A 19,645-nucleotide genomic window follows, 5' to 3' on the forward strand; every position below is an offset into this window, starting at 1 on the left:
GCGGCCACGTTAGGAGCCCGCCGTTTCGGTGCTGTGGATCATGTGTTTCCCCTTCGTTACGTCGTTCTCGCCGGTGTCGGCGCGCTCGGGTGAGGACGCGGGTGTGAGCCAGTCGAGGAGGGCGCACACGTCGTCGCGGCACCCACCGCAGCCGGTCGTGGCGCGGGTGGCGGTGGCGACCTCCGCGACGCTGGTCGCGCCGTCCCGGACGCACGCCTCGATGCCGGCCTTGGTCACGCCGTTGCACCGGCAGACCGCGGCGTCGTCGGCCAGGTCGGCGGGGGAGGTGGGCCCGCCCCCCTGGTGCGGTGCGAGGGCCGGCAGCAGCAGGTATGCCGGGTCGGCGGGCACGGGCGTGCGCCGGGTGTACGTCGTGACCAGGTCGGCGGCGACGGCGCCGGCGCCCACACACGTGGCGCCGACCAGCCGACCCCCGGAGACGACGACCTCGACGTGCCGACCGACGTCCGGGTCGCTGAGGCGCAGGGTGCGCTGGGCCGGGTCGTCCGCGCGAGCCGAACCGCACACGCCCATGGTCACGACGTCGAGGCCGTGGGCCTTGAGCCGGACCACGTCGCTGCCGGACGTCGACGACCGGCGAGCCAGGTCGGTGCTGACGGTGAGGGTGGAAGTGGCCTTGCTGGAGGCGCTGGAGGCGCTGGAGGCGCTGGAGGCGCGGCAGAGGTGGGCGGCAAGGCGTCGTGACTGCTCCCACCCCTGGGCCACCAGCCCGGTGCCGCCCTCAGGGGGCTGGGCGCAGTCACCGATCGCGAAGACCCGGTGGTCGTCGGGGGAGCGGAGGTCGTCGTCCACCACGACCCCGCGGTCCACCCCGAGCCCGGCGCTCGCGGCCAGCGCCGTGCTCGGCACGGTGCCGGTCGCCAGCACCAGGAGGTTGGTCGGCACGAGCTCGCCGTCGTCGAGGCGCAGTCCCGTCAGGCGCCCACCGTCGACGACGGCGCTGGTGGCCCCGACGCCGACGCGCTGGTCGATGCCCAGGCGCGCCATCGCGAGCTCCACCACCCGCCCTGCCTCGGCGTCGAGCTGGCGTTCCATGAGCGTGCTCGCGGGGTGCACCACGGTGACGACGACGCCACGCCGGGCCAGACCGCAGGCCGCCTCCATCCCGAGCACGCCCCCGCCGAGCACCACGGCCCGGGTCGCGTTGAGGGTGGCGGCCACGACCTCACGCGCGTCGTCGATGGTGCGCAGCGCGTGGACGCCGGCAGCCAGGTCGTCGGTGCGCAGGGGGTCGGCACTGTGCTGGTGTTCGTCACCGTGCAGTGGGTCGGCACTGCGCAGGCCCGGCAGCGGGGGCACCCGGGCCGCCGACCCGGTGGCCAGCACGAGGCGGTCGTAGCGCAGTCGGACGCCGTCCGCGGTCACGACGACGCGGTCCTCCCGGTCGAGGTGCGCGGCGGGCGCCCCGCGCAGCACGGTCAGCCGGGGACTGGTGGGGGTGGGGAGGGTGAGCGCGGCGAGGTCGTGCTTGCCTGCCACGACCTCGCTCAGCAGCACCCGGTTGTAGGGCTCGCACGCCTCGGCCCCGACGACGGTGATGTCGTAGCGGCCGCTGGTGTCGGCGGCCAGCAGGTCCTCGACGAACCGGGAGCCCACCATGCCGTTGCCGATGACGACGAGGCGGGTCATGCCGACACCCCTGCCGTCGGTCGCGGCGAAGCTGCGGGCCGCACCCGCGCGGAGGTGACCTCCACGGCGCAGACCTTGAACTCGGGCATGCCCGAGACGGGGTCGGTCGCGTCGCTGGTGAGCCGGTTGACGCTGCCGGTGCCGGCCCAGTGGAAGGGCACGAACACCGTGTCGGGGCGGATCGAGTCGGTCACCCTGGCCGGGACGGCGAGCGACCCCCGTGCCGTGGTCAGTCGCACCCGCTCGCCGTCCCCGATCCCGATCCGCGCGGCCAGCAGGGGATGGACCTCGGCGAAGGCGCCGGACACGGCGCCGGCCAGGGCCGGGACCCTCCGGGTCTGGGCACCGGACTGGTAGTGCTGCAGGACCCGGCCGGTCACGAGGTAGAGGGGAGCGTCGGGGCGCAGGTCGTCGGCCGGCCCGAGGTGGTCGACCGCGACCATCAGGGCCCGCCCGTCCTGAGTCGAGAACGACTCGGCGAACAGTCGTGGGGTGCCCGGGTGGTCGGGCTCCCCGTCGGCGGTGGCGGGGCAGGGCCAGTGCAGGGCCTGGTCGCCGTCGAGCCGCGCGTGGCTGAGGCCGCTGTAGTCGGCGCGGCCCCCGCGGCTGGCCCGGGCGAGCTCGTCGAAGACCAGGGTCGGCTCGGTGTCCCAGGTGCCCGCCGACTCGAGGCGGGCCGCCAGCTGCGCCCAGACCCAGAGCTCGCTGCGGACGCCGCTGGGTGGGTCGACCGCCTTGCGTCGCCGGATGACACGACCTTCGAGGGAGGTCATGGTGCCCTCCTCCTCGGCCCACTGGGTGACGGGGAGGACCACGTCGGCCAGCAACGCCGTCTCGGAGGGGACGAAGTCGCAGACCACGAGCAGGTCGAGGGCCGCGAGGCGGTCCGCCACGCGGTGGACGTTCGGGGCGCTGACCAGGAGGTTGGAGCCGTGCACCAGCAGCGCGCGCGGACCGTCGGCCGTCCCGAGCGAGGCCAGCAGCTCGACGGCGGGCATTCCCTTGCCGGGCAACGACTCCGGCGACACGCCCCAGACCTTCGCCACGTGGGCGCGCGCCGCGGGGTCGTCGATCATGCGGTAGCCGGGCAGCTGGTCGGACTTCTGCCCGTGCTCGCGGCCACCCTGGCCGTTGCCCTGGCCGGTGACGGCGCCGTACCCGCTGCCCACCCGGCCCGGTAGCCCGAGCAGCAGCGACAGCGTGATGGCCGCCGAGACCGTGGCGGTGCCCTGGCGGGACTGCTCGACCCCCCGGCCGGTGAGCACGAAGGCGCCGGCGCCGCCCCGGGACGGGCTGGCGGCCGCGAGCAGTCGGGCCGCGTCGCGCAGGACGTCGGCGGGCACGGCGCACACCTGTTCGGCGCGTTCCGGCCACCACAGCGCCGAGCGCCGCCGGACGTCCTCGAGCCCGTTCGTGCGTCGCTCCACGTAGTCGGTGTCCACGAGGCCCTCGGTGAGCAGCACGTGCTGCAGTGCGAGGAGGACCACGAGGTCGGTGCCGGGCACCGGCTGGAGGTGCAGCCCCTGCTCGTCCGCCGCGAGGTCGGCGGTGGCGCTGCGGCGCGGGTCGACGACGACGAGCCCTCCTCGAGCGCGCACCTCGGCGAGGTGGGCCACCGACGGAGGCATGGTCTCGGCGAGGTTGCTCCCCAGCAGGAGGATGGCGTCGGCCCCGCCCAGGTCGGTCAGCGGGAACGGCAGGCCCCGGTCCACCCCGAGCGACCGGTTGGCGGCGGCTGCGGCACTGCTCATGCAGAACCGCCCGTTGTAGTCGATGTTTGCGGTGCCGAGGGCCACCCGGGCGAACTTGCCCAGCTGGTAAGCCTTTTCGTTGGTGAGGCCGCCCCCACCGAACACCGCGACGGCGTCCGGGCCGGACTGCTGCCGGATGACGAGCAGCCGATCTGCCACGAGGTCGAGGGCGTCCTCCCAGCTCGACGGCGCCAGCTCGCCGTCGTGCCCCCGGACGAGCGGGGTGGTGAGTCGGTCGTGAGTCGTGAGCAACTCTCCGCTCGTCCAGCCCTTCTGGCACAGACCTCCTCGGTTCGTGGGGAAGGCCCGGCCCTCGACGGTGACGCCGTTGGCACCGTCGAGTCCGGGGGTGGCCGTCAGGGTCTGGGCGCACTGCAGGGCGCAGTACGGGCAGTGGGTGGCGACACCCGGGCTCCCAGCAGCGCTGTCGCTGGGAGTCGGGCTGCCGGTGGCGCGGGGAATGGGGGTCAACAGGATTCCCGGCTCAGATCGACTCGGCGGCGAGGGCGGAGCCGCGCCGCGCGTACACGGCATACGTCGTTGCCGCCATGAGGGCGTAGGCGACCACGAACACCCACAGCGCAGGCACGAGCGAGCCGTAGGTCTCCTTGGCCATCGCGAAGCCACGGGGGATGAAGAAGCCTCCGTAGGCGCCGACTGCGCCGGCGATGCCGATGCACCCGGCGGCCGTCTTGCGGGCGAGGGGGAGGCGGTCGGCGCTGACACCGGCGCGGAAGACCGCAGGGATCATCCGGTAGGTCGCGCCGTTGCCGATACCGGCACCCACGAACAGGACGAGGAACGACCCGAAGAACACGACGAAGCTGTGCGACTTCAGACCCTCGATGGCACCGATCGCACCGACCATGAGGAGGGTGAACGAGGCGATCGTGACGCGGGCACCACCGAGCCGGTCGGCCACGATGCCACCGAGCGGTCGGGTCAGCGCCCCGATCAGCGCGCCCAGGAAGGCGATCGTCGTGGGCGTCTCGGGGAACTGGGTCTTGAGCAGGGTCGGGAAGGCCCCCGAGTAGCCGATGAACGACCCGAAGGTGCCGATGTAGAGGAACGAGATGATCCAGGTGTGCCGGTTGCGGGTGGCAGCCGCGAAGCTGCGGTAGTCCGCCTTGGCGCCCGTGAGGTTGTCCATGCCCCGCCAGGCCAGGACGGCCGCGAGGATGGCCAGCGGGATGAACATCAGCCCGGCCCGCTCGAGGTGCGTCCCGGCGCCGATGACGATGACAGCGGGCACGACCAGCTGCACGAGGCCGGTGCCGAGGTTGCCGCCGGCGGCGTTGAGCCCCAGGGCCTTGCCCTTCTCGGCCTCCGGGAAGAAGAAGGAGATGTTGGTCATCGAGGAGGCGAAGTTGCCGCCGCCGAAGCCGGCCAGCGCGGCGCAGGTGAGCAGCAGCCCGAACGACGACGACGGGTCGCTCACGACCCATGCGAGGGCCGACGCCGGCAGGAGCAGCAGGAGGGCCGAGATGATGGTCCAGTTGCGGCCACCGAAGCGCGGTACCGCGAAGGTGTAGGGGATCCGCACCGTCGCGCCCACCAGGCTCGGCACGGCGATCAGCCAGAACTGCTGGTCGAGGGTCAGGCTGAAGCCCGCGCCGGGGAGCAGCGGCACGACGACGCTCCACAGGGCCCAGACGCAGAAGCCGAGGAACTCGGCGAACACCGACAGGGTCAGGTTCCGACGGGCGATCGCGCGGCCGCCGCCGCGCCAGAAGGTGGGGTCCTCGGGATCCCAGTGGTCGATCCAGCGGCCGCTGCGGTGCGTGGGGGCGGCCGTGGTGGTGGACGACGGGGGCGGCGTGGTCGTGGTCGGCGACGTCGCGGTCGTGGGGTCGGGGCTCAGGTTCGTGGTCACGCAGTCAGCGTGGCAAGACCGTGTTTCCCGTCCCGACGACTGCCGTAAAGGCTCCGTAACCATTGCCGCACAAGGGGTCCCGAGTGGTTGTGAGAACTGCGACCCCTCCCCGACTTCTGGCCACGCAGGCGGCACGCGGGGCCCGGACCCGGGGTCCGAAGGCGCACGGCTGGCCAGAAGTGGGGAGATCGACGGGGCGGGTGCCCGCTGACTAGGCGCTGACACGGGCGGCGACGGCCCGGTCGGCGCGGTGGAGCTGGTCAGCCCGGAGGTCAGTCAGGTCGACGTGGACGACGTCCGCGACCACCTCCACCGGGACGGTGCGCAGACGCTGTTGCGGGAGGTCGACCGCATTCAGGCAGGCGCCGGTCCGCAGGTCGAACACGAGGTGGTACATCGGCGACACGACGACCGGCGTGCGGCCGACCCGTGACATCCGGCCACCGGCGACGCCGCACCCGGTGTAGGGGTTGTGGTCGTGGACCGCCCAGACCCGGTCGCCGGCGCGGAACAGTGCAAGGGCCACGCCCGCGACCGTGATGGCCGCTCCGTGCCGGGTCGGCACGTGCTTGAGGCCGCAGAGCGCCACCAGGTGGGGCGCCATCCGCGCCGACGCCACCCGCGCCGACGCCACCCGCGCGGACGCCGTCCGCGGTCCGGCGGCAGCATCGGGGTCCTGGTCCACGCCGCCACGCTAGGGACCGCCTGTTTCGCGATGAGGGTGCCCGTGTGTCGTCCCGGTAAACCTTCAGTCAGGGGGCGCGTGAGCCGTCAGGCCCGGTGGCCGCCTGAGCCGTCAGGCCGGTGCGCCGGTTGTCTCCACCCCGGCGGCGGCGAGCTCGGCCAGGGCTGCCCTCGTGGTCTCGGCGGCGACGCCCGCGGTGAGGTCGAGCAGCACGGTCGTCTCGAAGCCCTCGTCCGCGGAGTCGAGAGCCGTGGCGCGGACACAGTGGTCGGTGGCGATCCCCACGACGTCGACCTGCTCGATGGCCCGGTCGCGCAGCCAGTCGGCGAGGGCGACCTTGCGGTCGGCCTCGACGGTGAAACCCTCGAAACCGCTGTAGGCGGCGCTGTGGTGACCCTTGCGGAAGATCGCCTCGACGTGCTCGAATGCGGGCCCGGCAGCGGGGTGGAAGAGCGCGCCGTCACTGCCGACCCGGCAGTGTGCCGGCCAGCTGTCCACGAAGTCGGGGTCGGTCGAGAAGTGCGCGCCCGGATCCTCGTGCCAGTCGGCCGTGGCGACGATCGCGGCGTAGTCGTCGAGGTGGGCGACCACGTGCTCGCTGACTCGTCGCGCCACCTCCGCTCCTCCCGCGACGGCGAGCGAGCCGCCCTCACAGAAGTCGTTCTGCACGTCGACGATGACCAGCGCGCGGCTCATGCCGCGACGCTACTGCCCACCGCGGGCCGACGCGTGGTCAGTCCTCGTAGACCGTGGGGATGGCGGGCTCGCCGCGCTGCAGCCGCAGGGCAGCCCGGGGGAGCTCGGCCAGGGACGCGGCGTGGCGCTCTCGGGCGTCCTCGAGGGTCGACGTCGAGACGGTGCGTCCGGACGTCATCAAGGGGACGAGCAGCTCGCGGTCGTCGCCGTCGTCGACCGGCGGTTCGCCGATGCCGAGCACCTCGGCGTCGGCGATGCCCCTGGCGTTGCGCCTCCTCAGCGCGTACTTGCGCCCGGCGACCGACGCCTTGTCCTTGCTCTTCTTGGCGACCCCGACCATGACGCCGTCGTCGTCGCTCCGGGCCACCAGCTTGTAGACCATGCCGGCGGTCGGGGCGCCAGAGCCGGTGACCAGGGACGTGCCCACGCCGTAGCGGTCCACCGGGCCCGCGGCCAGCGCGGCGATGGCGTACTCGTCGAGGTCGCTGGTCACCACGATCTGGGTCTGCGTGGCGCCGAGCCGGTCGAGCTGCTCGCGCACCTCGCGGGCCTGCGCCAGCAGGTCACCCGAGTCGAGCCGCACGCCACCGAGCTCGGGCCCGGCCAGCTCGACGGCGAGGGCCACCGCGGTCGCCACGTCGTAGGTGTCCACGAGCAGCGTGGTGCCCTTGCCGAGCGCCGCGATCTGGGCCGTGAAGGCCCCCCGCTCGTCGTCGTGCAGGAGTGTGAAGGCGTGCGCGGCGGTGCCCGCCGTCGGCACCCCGAACCGGCGTCCTGCCTCCAGGTTGGAGGTGGTGGCGAACCCGGCGAGGTATGCCGCGCGGGCGGCGGCCACCGCCGCCTCCTCGTGCGTGCGGCGCGACCCCATCTCGATGCAGGGCCGGTCGCCCGCCGCCGACGTCATCCGCGACGCCGCTGAGGCGATCGCGCTGTCGTGGTTGAGGATGCTGAGGACGAGCGTCTCCAGGACCACCCCGTGGGCGAAGTCGGACTCGACCACGAGCACCGGTGAGCCGGGGAAGTAGCTCTCGCCCTCGGCATACCCCCAGACGTCGCCGTCGAAGCGGTAGTCGGCGAGGAAGGCCAGGGTGGGCTCGTCCACGACCTCGCGCAGGTGCTCGAGCTCATCGTCCGCGAAGCGGAAGCGCTCGATCGCGTCGAGCAGCCGACCGGTGCCGGCCACCACGCCGTAGCGACGACCGTCGGGCAACCGGCGGGCGAACACCTCGAAGACGCAGCGGCGCGAGGCCGCCCCGCTGCGCAGGGCGGCTTCGAGCATCGTGAGCTCGTAGTGGTCGGTCAACAGGGCGGTGCTGGGTGAACGCGGGGTCACGGTCGCAGCCTAAGGTGGACCCGTGCCCCATGCTGTCCCCTCCATGACGTCAACTGCGGTGATGTCCATCGCGCCCGTGCAGCAGGAGAGTGTCTCCACCGACGAGCTGGCGGAGGTGGATGTCCCGTGGATCACGTTGGTGTGGAACGACCCGGTCAACCTGATGTCCTACGTGACGTTCGTCTTCCAGACCTACTTCGGCTACTCCAAGGCCAAGGCCGAGCGGCTGATGATGGACGTCCACGTGAAGGGCCGCGCCGTCGTGTCGACCGGCGCCCGCGAACGCATGGAGACCGACACCGAGGCACTCCAGGGCTACGGCCTGTGGGCCACCTTCCAGAAGGACAGCTGACGTGGCCCGCGGGTTCAAACGCCGCGACGGGCGGTTCGTCGCCAAGCTCGACGCCGTCGAGCGTGGGCTGGTGGTCGGGCTGATGGAACAGGTGCTCGAGCTGGTCGAGCCCGAGCCGGAGCCCGACCTCGGGACCGAACCGACCGACCCGACCGACCCGACCGACGAGGACGAGTTCGACCGGATCGTGGCCGGGCTGGGCAGCATCGGGATGGGCATCTCGCTGTCCGCGGCCGACCAGGTGCCCGAGCTCTCCGGCTCCGTCCCGCAGCCGCGCGACCCCGCCCTCGAGCGCATCTTCCCCACGGCGAACCGCGAGGACGAGCAGGTGGCCGCGGAGTTCCGCCGCCTCACCGAGGACGGGCTCCGGGCGCGCAAGGCGGCCAACCTGACGACGGCGATCACGGCCCTGGCCGCCATCGACGACCAGAAGATCTCCCTCGAGCAGCCGCAGGCCCTCGCCCTGCTCATCGCCCTGACCGACGTGCGCCTCGTGCTGGGGGAGCGGCTCGGGCTCAAGCACGACGACGACATGGAGCTGCTGGAGGAGCAGGTGTCCGGCCTCGAGGACGACGACCCCGCGGTCTACGCCCTGGCCGTCTACGACTTCCTCACCTGGCTCCAGGAGACGCTGGCGCACGCGCTGGCGCCCTGACCTCCCGGTGACCACTCATGCAAAAGGCGAGTTAGCGCCGCCAGCCGCGGCGCTAACTCGCCTTTTGCATGAGAGAGCGACCGTGTGACACACGAGACGCCGGAAGGATGAGGACGAGACCGGGGTCGGCACCTAGCCTTGACCCCGTGGCGGACGCACCCATCGGGATCTTCGACTCGGGCTATGGCGGGCTGACCGTTGCCCGGGCCGTCCTCGACCAGCTGCCCCACGAGTCGATCGCCTACTTCGGCGACACGGCCCGTGCGCCCTACGGACCACGGCCGATCGCCGAGTCCCGGGAGTTCGCGCTCGAGTGCCTCGACCGCCTGGTCGACCACGGCGTGAAGGCCCTCGTCATCGCGTGCAACACCGCGAGCGCGGCCGTCCTCCACGACGCCCGCGAGCGCTACGAGGTGCCGGTGGTTGAGGTCATCCGGCCTGCGGTCCGTCGCGCTGCCCGCGCCACCCGCAACCACCGGGTCGGCGTCATCTCCACGCGGGGCACACACCAGTCCGGCGCCTATGTCGACGCCTTCGCCGCCGCCCCACACCTCGAGGTCACCAGCGTGCCCTGCCCGCGGTTCGTCGAGTTCGTCGAGTCCGGCGTCACCAGTGGCCCGGAGGTCATCGACGTCGCGAGGGACTACCTGGCGCCGCTCGTCGACCGCGACGTCGACACCCTGGTGCTCGGCTGCACGCACTACCCGCTGCTGACGGGCGCGATCTCCTACGTGATGGGCGACGGCGTCACGCTGGTCTCCTCCGCCGACGAGACCGCCAAGGACGTCTACCGGGTGCTCGCGGACCGCGACCTGCTTCGGCCGGGCCACCTGCCCGCACCCGAGCACGGGTTCACCACCACCGGCGATGCCGAGGAGTTCCGGGCTCTGGCCCGCCGGTTCCTCGGGCCGGAGGTCGGCGACGTCTACGGCAACTCCGTGGTGCGGACGGTCGTGGTGGCTCGATGAGGCTCACCGTGGTCGGCTGCTCCGGCTCCTTCGCCGGGCCCGCGTCCCCCGCCTCCTCCTACCTCATCCAGGCTGACCACCAGGGGCGCTCCTGGTCGATCGTCCTCGACCTCGGCAACGGCGCCCTCGGCCCGCTCCAGCGCTACGTCGACCTCGCCGACCTCGACGCCGTCTTCATCAGCCACCTGCACCCCGACCACTGCGTCGACGTCTGCGGCCTCTACGTCACGCGCAAGTACCGCCCGAGCGGCCCGGTCGAGGGCCAGCTCCCGGTGCATGCGCCCTCCGGCGCCGACGAGCGCTTCGCGCTGATGTACCACGGCCTCGAGCACGGGGGCATGACCAACGAGTTCGCCGTGCACGAGCTGGCCGACACCCAGGTGAGTCGCGTCGGTCCGTTCACCATCACGGCATACCGGGTGAACCACCCGGTCGAGGCCTACGGCTTCCGCGTCGAAGCCGACGGCGCGGTGATCGCCTACACGGGCGACACCGACACCTGCGAGGCCCTGACCCCGCTCCTGGCCGGCTCCGACCTCGCGCTGACCGACAGCGCGTTCGTCGAGGGGCGCGACGACACCCAGGGCATCCACCTGTCGGGTGGACGCGCCGCCGCCGCAGCGGTCGCGGCCGGGGGTGTCCGTCGCCTCGTCCTCACCCACATCCCGCCGTGGAACGACCCCGAGGTATGCCGCGCGGAGGCCGCCGCGATCTGGTCCGGTCCGTTGGACGTGGCCTTCCAGGGCGCGACCTACGAGGTGGGCGGCAGCTCGTGAGCGGGGACCCGACTGGCCCCTCCGTGCCCGTCGACCGGGACGCCGGCCTGCGGATGTACGACGACTTCCTCGCCGCCCACCCCGAGGTCCCACGCCGCGACGACACCGAGGTGATCTGCTTCGGCAGCACGCCCGAGGTCGCCGACGAGATCCTTGGCCTCATCGTCGGGGGTGCCAAGCGGGCCACCGCCACCCTCGTCGCGGGATACCTCGCGTCGGGCGACCCGTTCCCACCGCTGGGGGCCTACTGGGTCTGTTGCGACGGAGCCGGGGTGCCCCGTGCCGTGCTGCGCACCACGGAGCTGCGGCTCGGCCCGTTCCACAGCGTCGACACCCGGTTCGCGTGGGACGAGGGGGAGTACGACCGCACCCTGCAGACCTGGCTCGACGGTCACCGCGCGGCCTACGAGCGCCAGTGTGCCGGGCTCGGCATCGCGTTCTCCGAGGACCTGGAGGTCTGCTTCGAGCGGTTCACCCTCGTCTGGCCCCCGGACCTCGCCGACTGACCGGCTCCCCGCGCACTTCCGGCCACGCGTGCCGCGTGCGGGCCGCCTCAGGGGCAGTCGGTGCGGCATGGGCGGCCAGAAGTGGAGAAGGGCGGGGTGGCAGGTGATCGCCTAGGCTCGCAGCATGGCCAGAGCGGCAGCCGTCCCCATCGCGTCCGGTGTCTGGCGCATCCCCCTCCTCGGGGACTTCGTCAACGGCTTCATCCTCCGTGACGCCGACGGCCAGGTGACGCTGGTCGACATGGGCATCAAGCAGTCCGGGCCCAAGGTGATGGCCGCCCTCGCGTCGATCGGCTCCGGCCCGTCGGACGTCACGCGGCTGCTCCTGACGCACGCCCACCCCGACCACGCCGGCGGGGCGGCGCACGTGGCCCAGCAGACCGGGCGCGACTTCGGCATCCACGAGGACGACGCCCCGTACGCCGAGGCCGGGCACACGGCCGAGCGTGACCAGTCGTTCCTCGTGGCCAGGATCATGACCAGGCTGATGGGCACCAACGGGTTCCCGCCGGTCACCGTGGGGGAGCGGCTGACCGACGGCCAGGTGCTCGACGTCGCCGGTGGTCTCGAGGTCGTGCACACTCCCGGGCACTCACCCGGCCACGCGGCATACCTGCACCGCGAGTCGGGGGTGCTCATCACCGGTGACTCGATCTTCAACGTCCGCGGACTGCGCTGGCCGATCAAGTCGTTCTGCTCCAACTTCGCCCTGACCCAGAAGACCGCCCACCGGCTCGCCGAGCTGGACTACTCGACGGCGGCCTTCACCCACGGCCCGCACCTGGCCGACCAGCCGCGCGAGCACATCCGCCGGTTCCTCGCCACCCACCCGCTGGTCGACTGAGCGGTCTCCACCCGGGTCAGAGCCGAGCGCGGAGCCAGTCCAGGTCGGCCTGCTGCCCCTCGAGCCCGCCACGGGTCTCGATGACGACGGGGGCCCCGGCTGCCCGCACCGCGCCCACCAGCTCGTCGGGGTCGATGAGTCCCTCGCCGAGGTTGGTGTGCCGGTCGGCTCCGGAGTCGAACTCGTCGCGGCTGTCGTTGCAGTGGACCAGGTCGATCCGACCCGTGATGGCCCGGAGGTCGTCGACCGCGGTGGCCAGGGGGATGCCGCCGGCGTGGGCGTGGCAGGTGTCGAGGCAGAAGCCGACGTTGTCGGACCCCTCGGCAGTGCCGATCGCGTCCCAGACCCGGGCGATGCGCTCGAGCGTGCGCGCCATGGCGTTGTCGCCGCCTGCGGTGTTTTCCAGCAGGAGCGGGATCTTGAGGTCGGTGGCCTCGATCGCCTTGCGCCAGTTGTCGATGCCCTTGTCGACGTCAGCGGCCTGCTCGACGTGGCCGCCGTGGACGATGAGCCCCTTGGCCCCGATGAGCGCACCCGCGTCGATGAACTGCTGGAGCAGCTTGCGGCTGGGGATGCGGATGCGGTTGTTCGTCGAGGCGACGTTGATGAGGTAGGGGGCGTGGATGTAGAGGTCGACGTCGGCGGCCTCCGCAGCAGCCCGTAACGCCTCCGGCCCACCCTCGTAGGCGTACTCAGGACCCTTGTAGCCCTGCGGGTTGCCGAGGAAGAACTGGCTCAACCCGGCGCCGCGCTCCTGGGCAGCGGTGACGGGGTCGGCCGAGTCGACGTGGGCGCCGAGACGAGTGGTGTCAGCCATGGCTCCCACCCTAGGCCGGGCCACCGACGCCCGGCACGCCCCCGTTAGCCTTGCCGCATGACTCGCCACGACGGACGCACCCCTGACCAGACCCGCGAGGTGCGCATCACGCGCAACTGGCTCGACCACGCCGAGGGCAGCGTGCTCGTGGAGTTCGGCCGCACCCGGGTGCTGGTGGCGGCGTCGTTCACCGAGGGCGTGCCGCGCTGGCTCAAGGGCAAGGGCACCGGCTGGGTGACCTCGGAGTACGAGATGCTCCCGCGGTCGACCAACACCCGCTCCGACCGCGAGTCCCGCAAGGGCAAGGTCGGCGGGCGCACCCACGAGATCAGCCGGCTCATCGGTCGCAGCCTCCGCGCCATCATCGACACCAAGGCCCTGGGCGAGAACACCATCGTGCTCGACTGCGACGTCCTCCAGGCCGACGGCGGCACCCGCACCGCCTCGATCACCGGCGCCTACGTCGCCCTGGTCGACGCCATCGAGGACGCTCGCGCCAAGGGCCTGATCCGCAAGGACGCCCAGCCCCTGACCGGCTCGATCGCGGCGGTCTCCGTGGGCATCGTCAACGGGGAGGCCGTCATCGACCTCGACTACCCCGAGGACTCCACGGCCGAGACCGACATGAACGTCGTCATGACCGGCGACGGGCGGTTCGTCGAGGTGCAGGGCACCGCCGAGGGTGCGCCCTTCGACCGCGAGATGCTCAACCTCCTGCTCGACAAGGCCACCGTCGGGTGCGCCGACCTCACCCTCAAGCAGCAGGAGGCGCTCGCCACGACCCCGCGCGAGCGCGTCCTTTGATGTCAGCGCAGCCTGTGTGCCGGGTCGTCCTTGCCACCCGCAACGACCACAAGGTCGGCGAGCTGCGGGCGATCCTCGCCGACGTGTGCGAGGAGCTCGGCCTGGAGATCGTCGGGGCGTCCGAGTTCGACGGTGCGCCCGACGTCGTCGAGGACGAGGTGACCTTCGAGGGCAACGCCCGCCTCAAGGCCGTGGCGCTCGCCGCCCACACCGGCCTGCCGTCGCTCGCCGACGACTCCGGCCTCGCGGTCGACGTGCTCGGTGGTGCGCCGGGCATCTTCTCGGCGCGCTGGTCGGGGCGGCACGGCGACGACCGGGCGAACCTCGACCTGCTGCTGGCCCAGGTCGCCGACGTCAAGGACGAGCACCGCGCCGCGGCCTTCGTCTGCGCTGCGGTGCTCGCCCTGCCCGACGGCACGGTCCGCGCGACGGAGGGCCGGATGGCGGGGTCGCTGGCGCGCGAGGCCAAGGGCGCCAACGGTTTCGGCTACGACCCGGTCCTGGTCGTGGAGGGCGACACCCGCCACGCGGCAGAGCTGAGCCCCGAGGAGAAGAACGCCATCTCGCACCGCGGCAAGGCCTTCCGCGCCATGGTCCCGCACCTGCGCGAGCTCCTCGGCTGAGCCCCACACGTCAGGCATTGGTGCCAGAGGGGGGACTCGAACCCCCACGCCTAAGGCACGGCATCCTAAGTGCCGCGTGTCTACCAGTTCCACCACTCCGGCGAGCGCGGCAATTCTACGCAGACGCCGTGGGCGCGCTGGCCCCCTGCGGTGGCCACGCGCCTGAGCGTCAGCCGGTCGAGCTCCCGAGACCGGCTTCCGCGAGCGTCTGCCGAAGGAGGGCTCGCGCGGACCAGTGCATCCGATGGGCCGCCTCCTCGCGGGTGAGCCCAGCGATGTCGGTGAACCAGACCAGCGACTCGATGCCGACGGCGCTGCGGACGGACAGTGCCAGTGAATGGATCTCAGCGTCGGAGAGGCGCGGACGCAGGGGGGCGAGGGCCTCCTCGAACCACGTGATGGCGCGCCCCTGACGGAGCGGCAGTGACTCGCGCGAGATGTCCGGGTCCAGCGAGAGCCGCAGCATGGTTCGCTGTTGGTGCTCGGTGTCCACGACGATCCTGATGAAGGCGTCGACCGCGCCCAGGAGTCGGGTCTCCGGGTCGTCGCCGGCGTCCTCAGGGACGAGGGTCTTCGCGCTGATCTCGGGATGCGCAGCGACCAGCAGAGCCTTCTGAGTGGGGAAGTACCGGTAGGCGGTCGTGCGCGAGACCGATGCCGCCTCAGCGGCCGACTCGACGGTTGGCGCGGTTCCACCTTGCGCGACGAGATCACGCGCGGCGGCGACCAGCGCGTCGCGGGTTCGCACCTTCTGGCGGGATCGACCGGTGAGCTCATAGGGCGTTGACACGAGTTTCACGGTACCCTAATCTCATCATGGGACATGAGTCCCACGAAGAAGGTGGGTCTCTTCATGGCGACGCTGGCAACGACACTGCGAGCGGACGGAGCGGGTGAGCGTCGCTGGTTCTGCGGCGGGGGAGTGCACACCTGGCTGGCCACCGAGGACGAGACCGGTGGCGCGTACCTCCTCTTCGAGGACCTCCTGGACGCGGGCAAGGTGACCCCGCTGCACCAGCACCCTGAGGCGGACGAGACCTTCTACATGCTCGACGGCGAGGTGCGCCTTCACGTCGCCGGTCACGAGCAGACCCTTGCGGCGGGCGGCATCGCGATCATCCCGCGCGGCATACCGCACGCCTTCATGGTGACGACGCCAACGGCGCGGATGCTCTGCCTCCAGACTCCCGGCACAGGGGAAGCCTTCTACCGGCAGGCAAGCGACCCGGCCGGGCTCGCGGAGCCGCCGCCTCCTGACTTTGAGCGCGTCGCCTCAGCGGCCGCGGCCACTGGCGCGATCGTCATCCTGGGACCCCCGCCGTTCTGACCGCGCCCGAAGCCGACCTGTCGGCAGGGCACGTCACGGCTCTGTTGGTCCAGTCCGGGTACGTGCTGGGGAGCGACCCACGCTGGGTGGGGACGACGGAGCAGGGCGAGGCGCCTACGATCGGCGAGTGAGCGACCACGAAGGCAGCGACCTCGAAGGGCAGGACGAGCTGGAGTACCCCGGTGCCCTTGACGTCGCGTCGTGGCGGCGTGAGGTGCATGCCCTGTATGCCGCGGTGCGGGCCGAGCCGGACCCGGCCACCTCCCACGCGCTCTGGGTCGAGCGACGGTCCGAGCTCTTCCTCGACCACCCTGCCTCGCCCCGGCGCGAGGGCCAGCAGCTGCGGCACGCGGCGTACGACGCGGCCTACCGGTTCGTCGTCGAGGTGCAGGCGGTGGGGGAGGACGACGCAGACGCCCAGCAGCCATGGGAGTTCCGGTCCGCGACCGACGGGGTGGTCCCGTTCACCGGCGCCGGTCGGGTCACCCTCGACGGACTCGGCACGCTCGACGTGTGGTGGCTCAACTCCTACGGCGGCGGCATCTTCCTGCCGGTGCGCGACGGCTCGGCGGGCACCGAGACCTACGGTGCCGGTCGCTACCTGCTCGACACGGTCAAGGGCACCGACCTGGGTCGCGACGACGACGGCCGGTGGGTGGTCGACCTCAACTTCGCGTACAACCCGTCGTGCGTCTACGACTACCGCTGGGTCTGCCCCCTGGCGCCTGCGGCCAACCGGATCGAGCCCAGCACTCCGGTCGGCGAGCTCCTTCCGGAGGGCTACTAGGCCACCGTGTTCACGCTCATCGGCGCTGACGGAAAGCCTTGCGAGAGTGAGGTGCCCGGGACGCTGGGTGGCAACCGCCGGGGCAAGCTCTACGGACGCCTCGACTGCCCGTCCGCGCTGCGCGCCATCCGCCAGGGCGGCTACGTCCAGCACCGGGTCTTCTTCGCGGACGCGGCGACCGCCGTCGCCGCGGGCTACCGCCCCTGCGGCACCTGCCTGCGGACCGAGTACGCCGCGTGGAAGGCCCAGGCCGTCGCCGACGCACCGGCGAGCCGCTGACGCACCGGCGAGCCGCTGAGGCACCGGCGAGCAGCCAGGACGACGAGGTCTCCCGGGGGTTCTAGAGTCGACGTGTGAACCACCTGCTGCGCGAGGTGCTCCCGGCCCTGGGCCTCGACGAGGGGTATGCGGCGGCGCACCTCCAGCTCGCGCCCGGCGGCGCCCTTCCTTCCGAACTCCCGGTGAACACCCTCGCCTGCGGAGCGGTCGCTGCCGCCGGGCTGGCCGGCGCCGCGCTGCGGGGTGCGCAGCGGGTGCGGGTCGACCCTCGTCAGGTGTCGGTGTCCTTCCGGAACGACCAGGTGCAGACCATCGACGGCGCGCGCGAGCCCGGATTCGCAGCGCTGTCAGGCTTTTTCGAGGCGAGCGATGGCTGGGTCCGCACGCACGCCAACTATCCCCACCACCGGGTGCGACTGCTGCGGGCCCTCGGGCTGCCCGACGGCGCCACCCGCCACGACGCCAGCTCGGCGATCGCCGACCGGCCGGCGCAGGCTCTCGAGGACGTCGTCACCGCCGACCACGGCATCGCCGTCCGGGTCCGGACGATCACCGAGTGGATGGCGTCCGAACAGGCCCACGCGATCGCGCGCCACGACGTCCTGGCGGTGCGTTCGGTCGCCACGACGGACCCGATGCCCACGCCGGTCCGGCCTCGCGTCCTCGACCTCACGCGCGTCCTCGCCGGCCCCGTGGCGACGAGGGCGCTGGCCCAGCTGGGGTGCGACGTGCTGCGGGTCGACAGCCCCCACCTCCCCGAGCTGGACGTGCTGCACCTCGACACGGACTCCGGCAAGCGCTCGACCCTCGTGGACCTGCAGGACGAGCATGCCCGCCACCGCCTCCACGACCTGCTGGCGGCGGCCGACGTCCTGGTCACCGGCTACCGGCCCGGGGCGCTGGCAGCCTTCGGCCTCGACCCCGAGCACCTCGCCGAGCAGCACCCCCACCTCGTCTGCGCCAGCCTGAGTGCGTGGACGCCGAGCGGGCCGTGGGGCGGGCGCCGCGGCTTCGACAGCATCGTGCAGGCGGCCACCGGCATCGCCGTGCTCGAGTCCCGCGACGGACGGACGCCGGGCGCGCTCCCCGCCCAGGCGCTCGACCACGCGACCGGCTACCTCCTCGCGGCGGGCGTGCTGTCAGCGCTGCGCCGCCGCGCCGAGGAGGGCGGCACCTGGCGGGTGGAGGCGCACCTGGCGCGCACCGCCCACTGGCTGCTGCAGACCGACGCCCTCGACGGGGGAGTCGAGCCAGTCGACGACCTGGGCCCGTGGACGGTCGGGTTCGACACGGCATACGGGCACGTCGTGCAGGCTCGTCCGGCGTTCACGCTCGACGACGCCCCGCGGGAGTTCGCGTGGGTGGGGCGCCGCTACGGCGCCGACGAGGCCGCGTGGGAGCCCGGACCCCGCTAGGGGGTGGGGATGGTCCGCGGGTCGAACCCGAACGGCAGCTCGAGCCGGTGCGCCGACATCAGGGCGTCGTCGGTCAGCACCTCCCGCGTCGCGCCGTCCGCGACCACGACCCCGTCGGACAGGACCACCGAGCGGGGGCAGAGCTCGTAGGCGTAGGGGAGGTCGTGGGTGACCATGAGGACGGTCACGTCCAGGGACCGGATGATGTCGGCCAGCTCCCGTCGCGACGCGGGGTCGAGGTTCGACGAGGGCTCGTCGAGCACCAGGATCTCGGGCTCCATCGCGAGCACGGTGGCCACCGCGACCCGTCGACGCTGACCGAACGACAGGTGGTGCGGTGGTCGGTCGATGAAGTCGAGCATCCCGACCTGTTCAAGGGCGGCGACCACCCGGGCCTCGAGCGCCGCGCCACGGAGGCCGAGGTTGGCCGGCCCGAACTCCACGTCGGCCCGCACGGACGGCATGAAGAGCTGGTCGTCAGGATCCTGGAAGACCACGCCCACCCGCCGGCGCACCTCCATGAGGTTGGGCTCGGTCACCGGCAGGCCGGACACCGAGACCGACCCGGCACCGGCCGTGAGGATGCCGTTGAGGTGGAGCACCAGGGTGGTCTTGCCCGCGCCGTTGGGTCCGAGGAGGGCGACACGTTCCCCTTGGTGCACATGGAGATTCACGCCGAACAGCGCTTGGTGTCCGTCGGGATAGGCGTAGGCCAGCCCGCGCACGTCGAGCACCGGCGTGGTCACCGGGTCGCCACCACGAGCAGGGTCGCCAGGGCCGCGGCGGGGAGTATGCCGGCCACGCGCCACTGCGCGGGTGTCGCCGTCACCGGGTGGGTCACCGGCAACGACCCGGTGTAGCCGCGGGAGAGCATGGCCAGGTGGACCCGCTCGCCACGCTCGTAGGAGCGGATGAACAGGGCGCCGGCAGTGGACGCGAGCACCGGCCACGCGCGCACCGACCGGGCTTGGAAGCCACGCGACTCGCGGGCGACCTTCATCCGTGACACCTCGCCGGTCACGACCTCGAGGTAGCGGACCATGAAGCCCATGATCTGCACGAGCTGGCCGGGCAGCCGGAGCCGCTCCAGACCGGCGACCACGTGGCGCGGCTCGGTGGTGGTCGCCAGCACCAGCGACGCCATCACCCCCAGCGTGCCCTTGGCCAGCAGGGCGAAGGCGCCGATCAGCCCGTGCTCGGACAGCCGCAGCGGACCCACGGTGAGGCGGGGGCCAGTGGCGACGAACGGCATCAGCAGCGCGAACAGCACGAAGGGCACCTCGACCACCATCCGCTTGGCGAAGTAGCCGAACGGCACCCGGGACGCACGCTGGGCGACGAGCACGAGGAGGAGGTAGACGGCATACGCGGCGAAGGCGGTGCGCGGGGTGAGGACGACGGTCAGGACGAAACCCACCAGGGCGAGGATCTTGAGGTGCGCCGGCAGGTGGTGGACGGGGGAGTGCCCGTGGAAATGAAGGTGGTGGCCGTGTCCCGCGCCCAT

At 72.4% G+C, this 19,645-nt stretch carries 22 protein-coding genes and 1 tRNA gene; 12 read left to right on the forward strand and 11 right to left on the reverse strand.

Features of this window, described 5'->3' with window-relative positions; all coding sequences use genetic code 11:
- Positions 1-9: 9 nt before the first annotated feature.
- The 6 genes from AC1DWJ_RS13150 to AC1DWJ_RS13175 form a co-directional block, all read right to left on the reverse strand.
- Positions 10-1,650, reverse strand: a complete 1,641-nt coding sequence (locus tag AC1DWJ_RS13150; protein ID WP_477620970.1) for an FAD-dependent oxidoreductase — start codon at positions 1,648-1,650, stop codon at positions 10-12.
- Complete coding sequence (locus AC1DWJ_RS13155) at positions 1,647-3,863, reverse strand: molybdopterin oxidoreductase family protein (RefSeq protein ID WP_477621209.1); 2,217 nt, start codon at positions 3,861-3,863, stop codon at positions 1,647-1,649. The genes AC1DWJ_RS13150 and AC1DWJ_RS13155 overlap by 4 nt, the downstream gene beginning before the upstream one ends.
- A 22-nt stretch (positions 3,864-3,885) precedes the next feature.
- Positions 3,886-5,274: an MFS transporter gene (locus AC1DWJ_RS13160; protein WP_477620971.1), complete on the reverse strand. Its 1,389-nt coding sequence runs from the start codon at positions 5,272-5,274 to the stop codon at positions 3,886-3,888.
- Positions 5,275-5,485: 211 nt separating this feature from the next.
- The gene (locus AC1DWJ_RS13165) at positions 5,486-5,959 is read right to left on the reverse strand and encodes a nitrite reductase (NAD(P)H) small subunit (RefSeq protein WP_477620972.1); all 474 of its coding nucleotides are present in this window, start codon (positions 5,957-5,959) and stop codon (positions 5,486-5,488) included.
- Between the two features lie 111 nt (positions 5,960-6,070).
- Positions 6,071-6,655, reverse strand: a complete 585-nt coding sequence (locus tag AC1DWJ_RS13170) for an isochorismatase family protein (RefSeq protein WP_477620973.1) — start codon at positions 6,653-6,655, stop codon at positions 6,071-6,073.
- 37 nt (positions 6,656-6,692) lie between these two features.
- Positions 6,693-7,988, reverse strand: coding sequence for a nicotinate phosphoribosyltransferase (locus tag AC1DWJ_RS13175; RefSeq protein WP_477620974.1), 1,296 nt, complete (start codon positions 7,986-7,988; stop codon positions 6,693-6,695).
- 61 nt (positions 7,989-8,049) lie between these two features.
- On the opposite strand from AC1DWJ_RS13175, the gene clpS reads away from it, so the two are divergent.
- From clpS to AC1DWJ_RS13205, 6 genes are all read left to right on the forward strand, one after another.
- Positions 8,050-8,340 carry an ATP-dependent Clp protease adapter ClpS gene (gene clpS, locus AC1DWJ_RS13180; protein WP_457252813.1) on the forward strand — a complete coding sequence of 97 codons (291 nt, stop codon included), beginning with the start codon at positions 8,050-8,052 and terminating at the stop codon, positions 8,338-8,340.
- 1 nt (position 8,341) lies between these two features.
- The gene (locus AC1DWJ_RS13185; RefSeq protein WP_477620975.1) at positions 8,342-8,995 is read left to right on the forward strand and encodes a DUF2017 domain-containing protein; all 654 of its coding nucleotides are present in this window, start codon (positions 8,342-8,344) and stop codon (positions 8,993-8,995) included.
- A gap of 146 nt (positions 8,996-9,141) precedes the next feature.
- A complete protein-coding gene (murI, locus tag AC1DWJ_RS13190; RefSeq protein ID WP_457252315.1) occupies positions 9,142-9,963 on the forward strand; it encodes a glutamate racemase in 822 nt (273 codons plus the stop codon).
- Positions 9,960-10,739: an MBL fold metallo-hydrolase gene (locus tag AC1DWJ_RS13195; protein ID WP_457252314.1), complete on the forward strand. Its 780-nt coding sequence runs from the start codon at positions 9,960-9,962 to the stop codon at positions 10,737-10,739. The genes murI and AC1DWJ_RS13195 overlap by 4 nt, the downstream gene beginning before the upstream one ends.
- Entirely contained in the window at positions 10,736-11,245 is a 510-nt protein-coding gene (locus AC1DWJ_RS13200; RefSeq protein WP_477620976.1) for an ASCH domain-containing protein, read from the forward strand. The genes AC1DWJ_RS13195 and AC1DWJ_RS13200 overlap by 4 nt, the downstream gene beginning before the upstream one ends.
- A gap of 124 nt (positions 11,246-11,369) precedes the next feature.
- Positions 11,370-12,089: an MBL fold metallo-hydrolase gene (locus AC1DWJ_RS13205; protein WP_477620977.1), complete on the forward strand. Its 720-nt coding sequence runs from the start codon at positions 11,370-11,372 to the stop codon at positions 12,087-12,089.
- 16 nt (positions 12,090-12,105) lie between these two features.
- Here the strand turns inward: AC1DWJ_RS13205 and AC1DWJ_RS13210 are convergent, their stop codons facing one another.
- Positions 12,106-12,906 carry a deoxyribonuclease IV gene (locus AC1DWJ_RS13210; protein WP_477620978.1) on the reverse strand — a complete coding sequence of 267 codons (801 nt, stop codon included), beginning with the start codon at positions 12,904-12,906 and terminating at the stop codon, positions 12,106-12,108.
- A 57-nt stretch (positions 12,907-12,963) separates the two neighbouring features.
- Between AC1DWJ_RS13210 and rph the strand changes: the two genes are divergently transcribed.
- Together rph and rdgB are read left to right on the forward strand one after the other, a co-directional pair.
- Positions 12,964-13,710, forward strand: a complete 747-nt coding sequence (gene rph / locus AC1DWJ_RS13215) for a ribonuclease PH (RefSeq protein ID WP_477620979.1) — start codon at positions 12,964-12,966, stop codon at positions 13,708-13,710.
- Entirely contained in the window at positions 13,710-14,333 is a 624-nt protein-coding gene (rdgB, locus tag AC1DWJ_RS13220) for an RdgB/HAM1 family non-canonical purine NTP pyrophosphatase (RefSeq protein WP_457252309.1), read from the forward strand. The genes rph and rdgB overlap by 1 nt, the downstream gene beginning before the upstream one ends.
- An 18-nt stretch (positions 14,334-14,351) precedes the next feature.
- Here rdgB and AC1DWJ_RS13225 read toward each other — a convergent pair.
- Both AC1DWJ_RS13225 and AC1DWJ_RS13230 read right to left on the reverse strand, forming a co-directional pair.
- Positions 14,352-14,435: transfer RNA gene (locus AC1DWJ_RS13225), tRNA-Leu, on the reverse strand.
- 67 nt (positions 14,436-14,502) lie between these two features.
- Positions 14,503-15,123 (reverse strand): TetR/AcrR family transcriptional regulator, encoded by a 621-nt coding sequence (locus AC1DWJ_RS13230; RefSeq protein ID WP_457252308.1) that lies wholly within the window; start codon positions 15,121-15,123, stop codon positions 14,503-14,505.
- A gap of 33 nt (positions 15,124-15,156) precedes the next feature.
- Here AC1DWJ_RS13230 and AC1DWJ_RS13235 point away from each other — a divergent pair, with 33 nt between their 5' ends.
- From AC1DWJ_RS13235 to AC1DWJ_RS13250, 4 genes are all read left to right on the forward strand, one after another.
- Complete coding sequence (locus tag AC1DWJ_RS13235; RefSeq protein WP_457252307.1) at positions 15,157-15,660, forward strand: cupin domain-containing protein; 504 nt, start codon at positions 15,157-15,159, stop codon at positions 15,658-15,660.
- Positions 15,661-15,787: 127 nt separating this feature from the next.
- The gene (locus AC1DWJ_RS13240) at positions 15,788-16,447 is read left to right on the forward strand and encodes a DUF1684 domain-containing protein (RefSeq protein ID WP_457252306.1); all 660 of its coding nucleotides are present in this window, start codon (positions 15,788-15,790) and stop codon (positions 16,445-16,447) included.
- Between the two features lie 6 nt (positions 16,448-16,453).
- Positions 16,454-16,726 carry an Ada metal-binding domain-containing protein gene (locus tag AC1DWJ_RS13245; RefSeq protein ID WP_477620980.1) on the forward strand — a complete coding sequence of 91 codons (273 nt, stop codon included), beginning with the start codon at positions 16,454-16,456 and terminating at the stop codon, positions 16,724-16,726.
- 74 nt (positions 16,727-16,800) lie between these two features.
- Positions 16,801-18,141 carry a CoA transferase gene (locus AC1DWJ_RS13250; RefSeq protein WP_477620981.1) on the forward strand — a complete coding sequence of 447 codons (1,341 nt, stop codon included), beginning with the start codon at positions 16,801-16,803 and terminating at the stop codon, positions 18,139-18,141.
- Here AC1DWJ_RS13250 and AC1DWJ_RS13255 read toward each other — a convergent pair.
- A complete protein-coding gene (locus tag AC1DWJ_RS13255; protein ID WP_477620982.1) occupies positions 18,138-18,887 on the reverse strand; it encodes an energy-coupling factor ABC transporter ATP-binding protein in 750 nt (249 codons plus the stop codon). The two genes, AC1DWJ_RS13250 and AC1DWJ_RS13255, sit on opposite strands and share 4 nt — an antisense overlap.
- The gene (gene cbiQ / locus AC1DWJ_RS13260; protein WP_477620983.1) at positions 18,884-19,645 is read right to left on the reverse strand and encodes a cobalt ECF transporter T component CbiQ; all 762 of its coding nucleotides are present in this window, start codon (positions 19,643-19,645) and stop codon (positions 18,884-18,886) included. The genes AC1DWJ_RS13255 and cbiQ overlap by 4 nt, the downstream gene beginning before the upstream one ends.

This window comes from Pedococcus sp. P2_D7 (assembly GCF_056404295.1).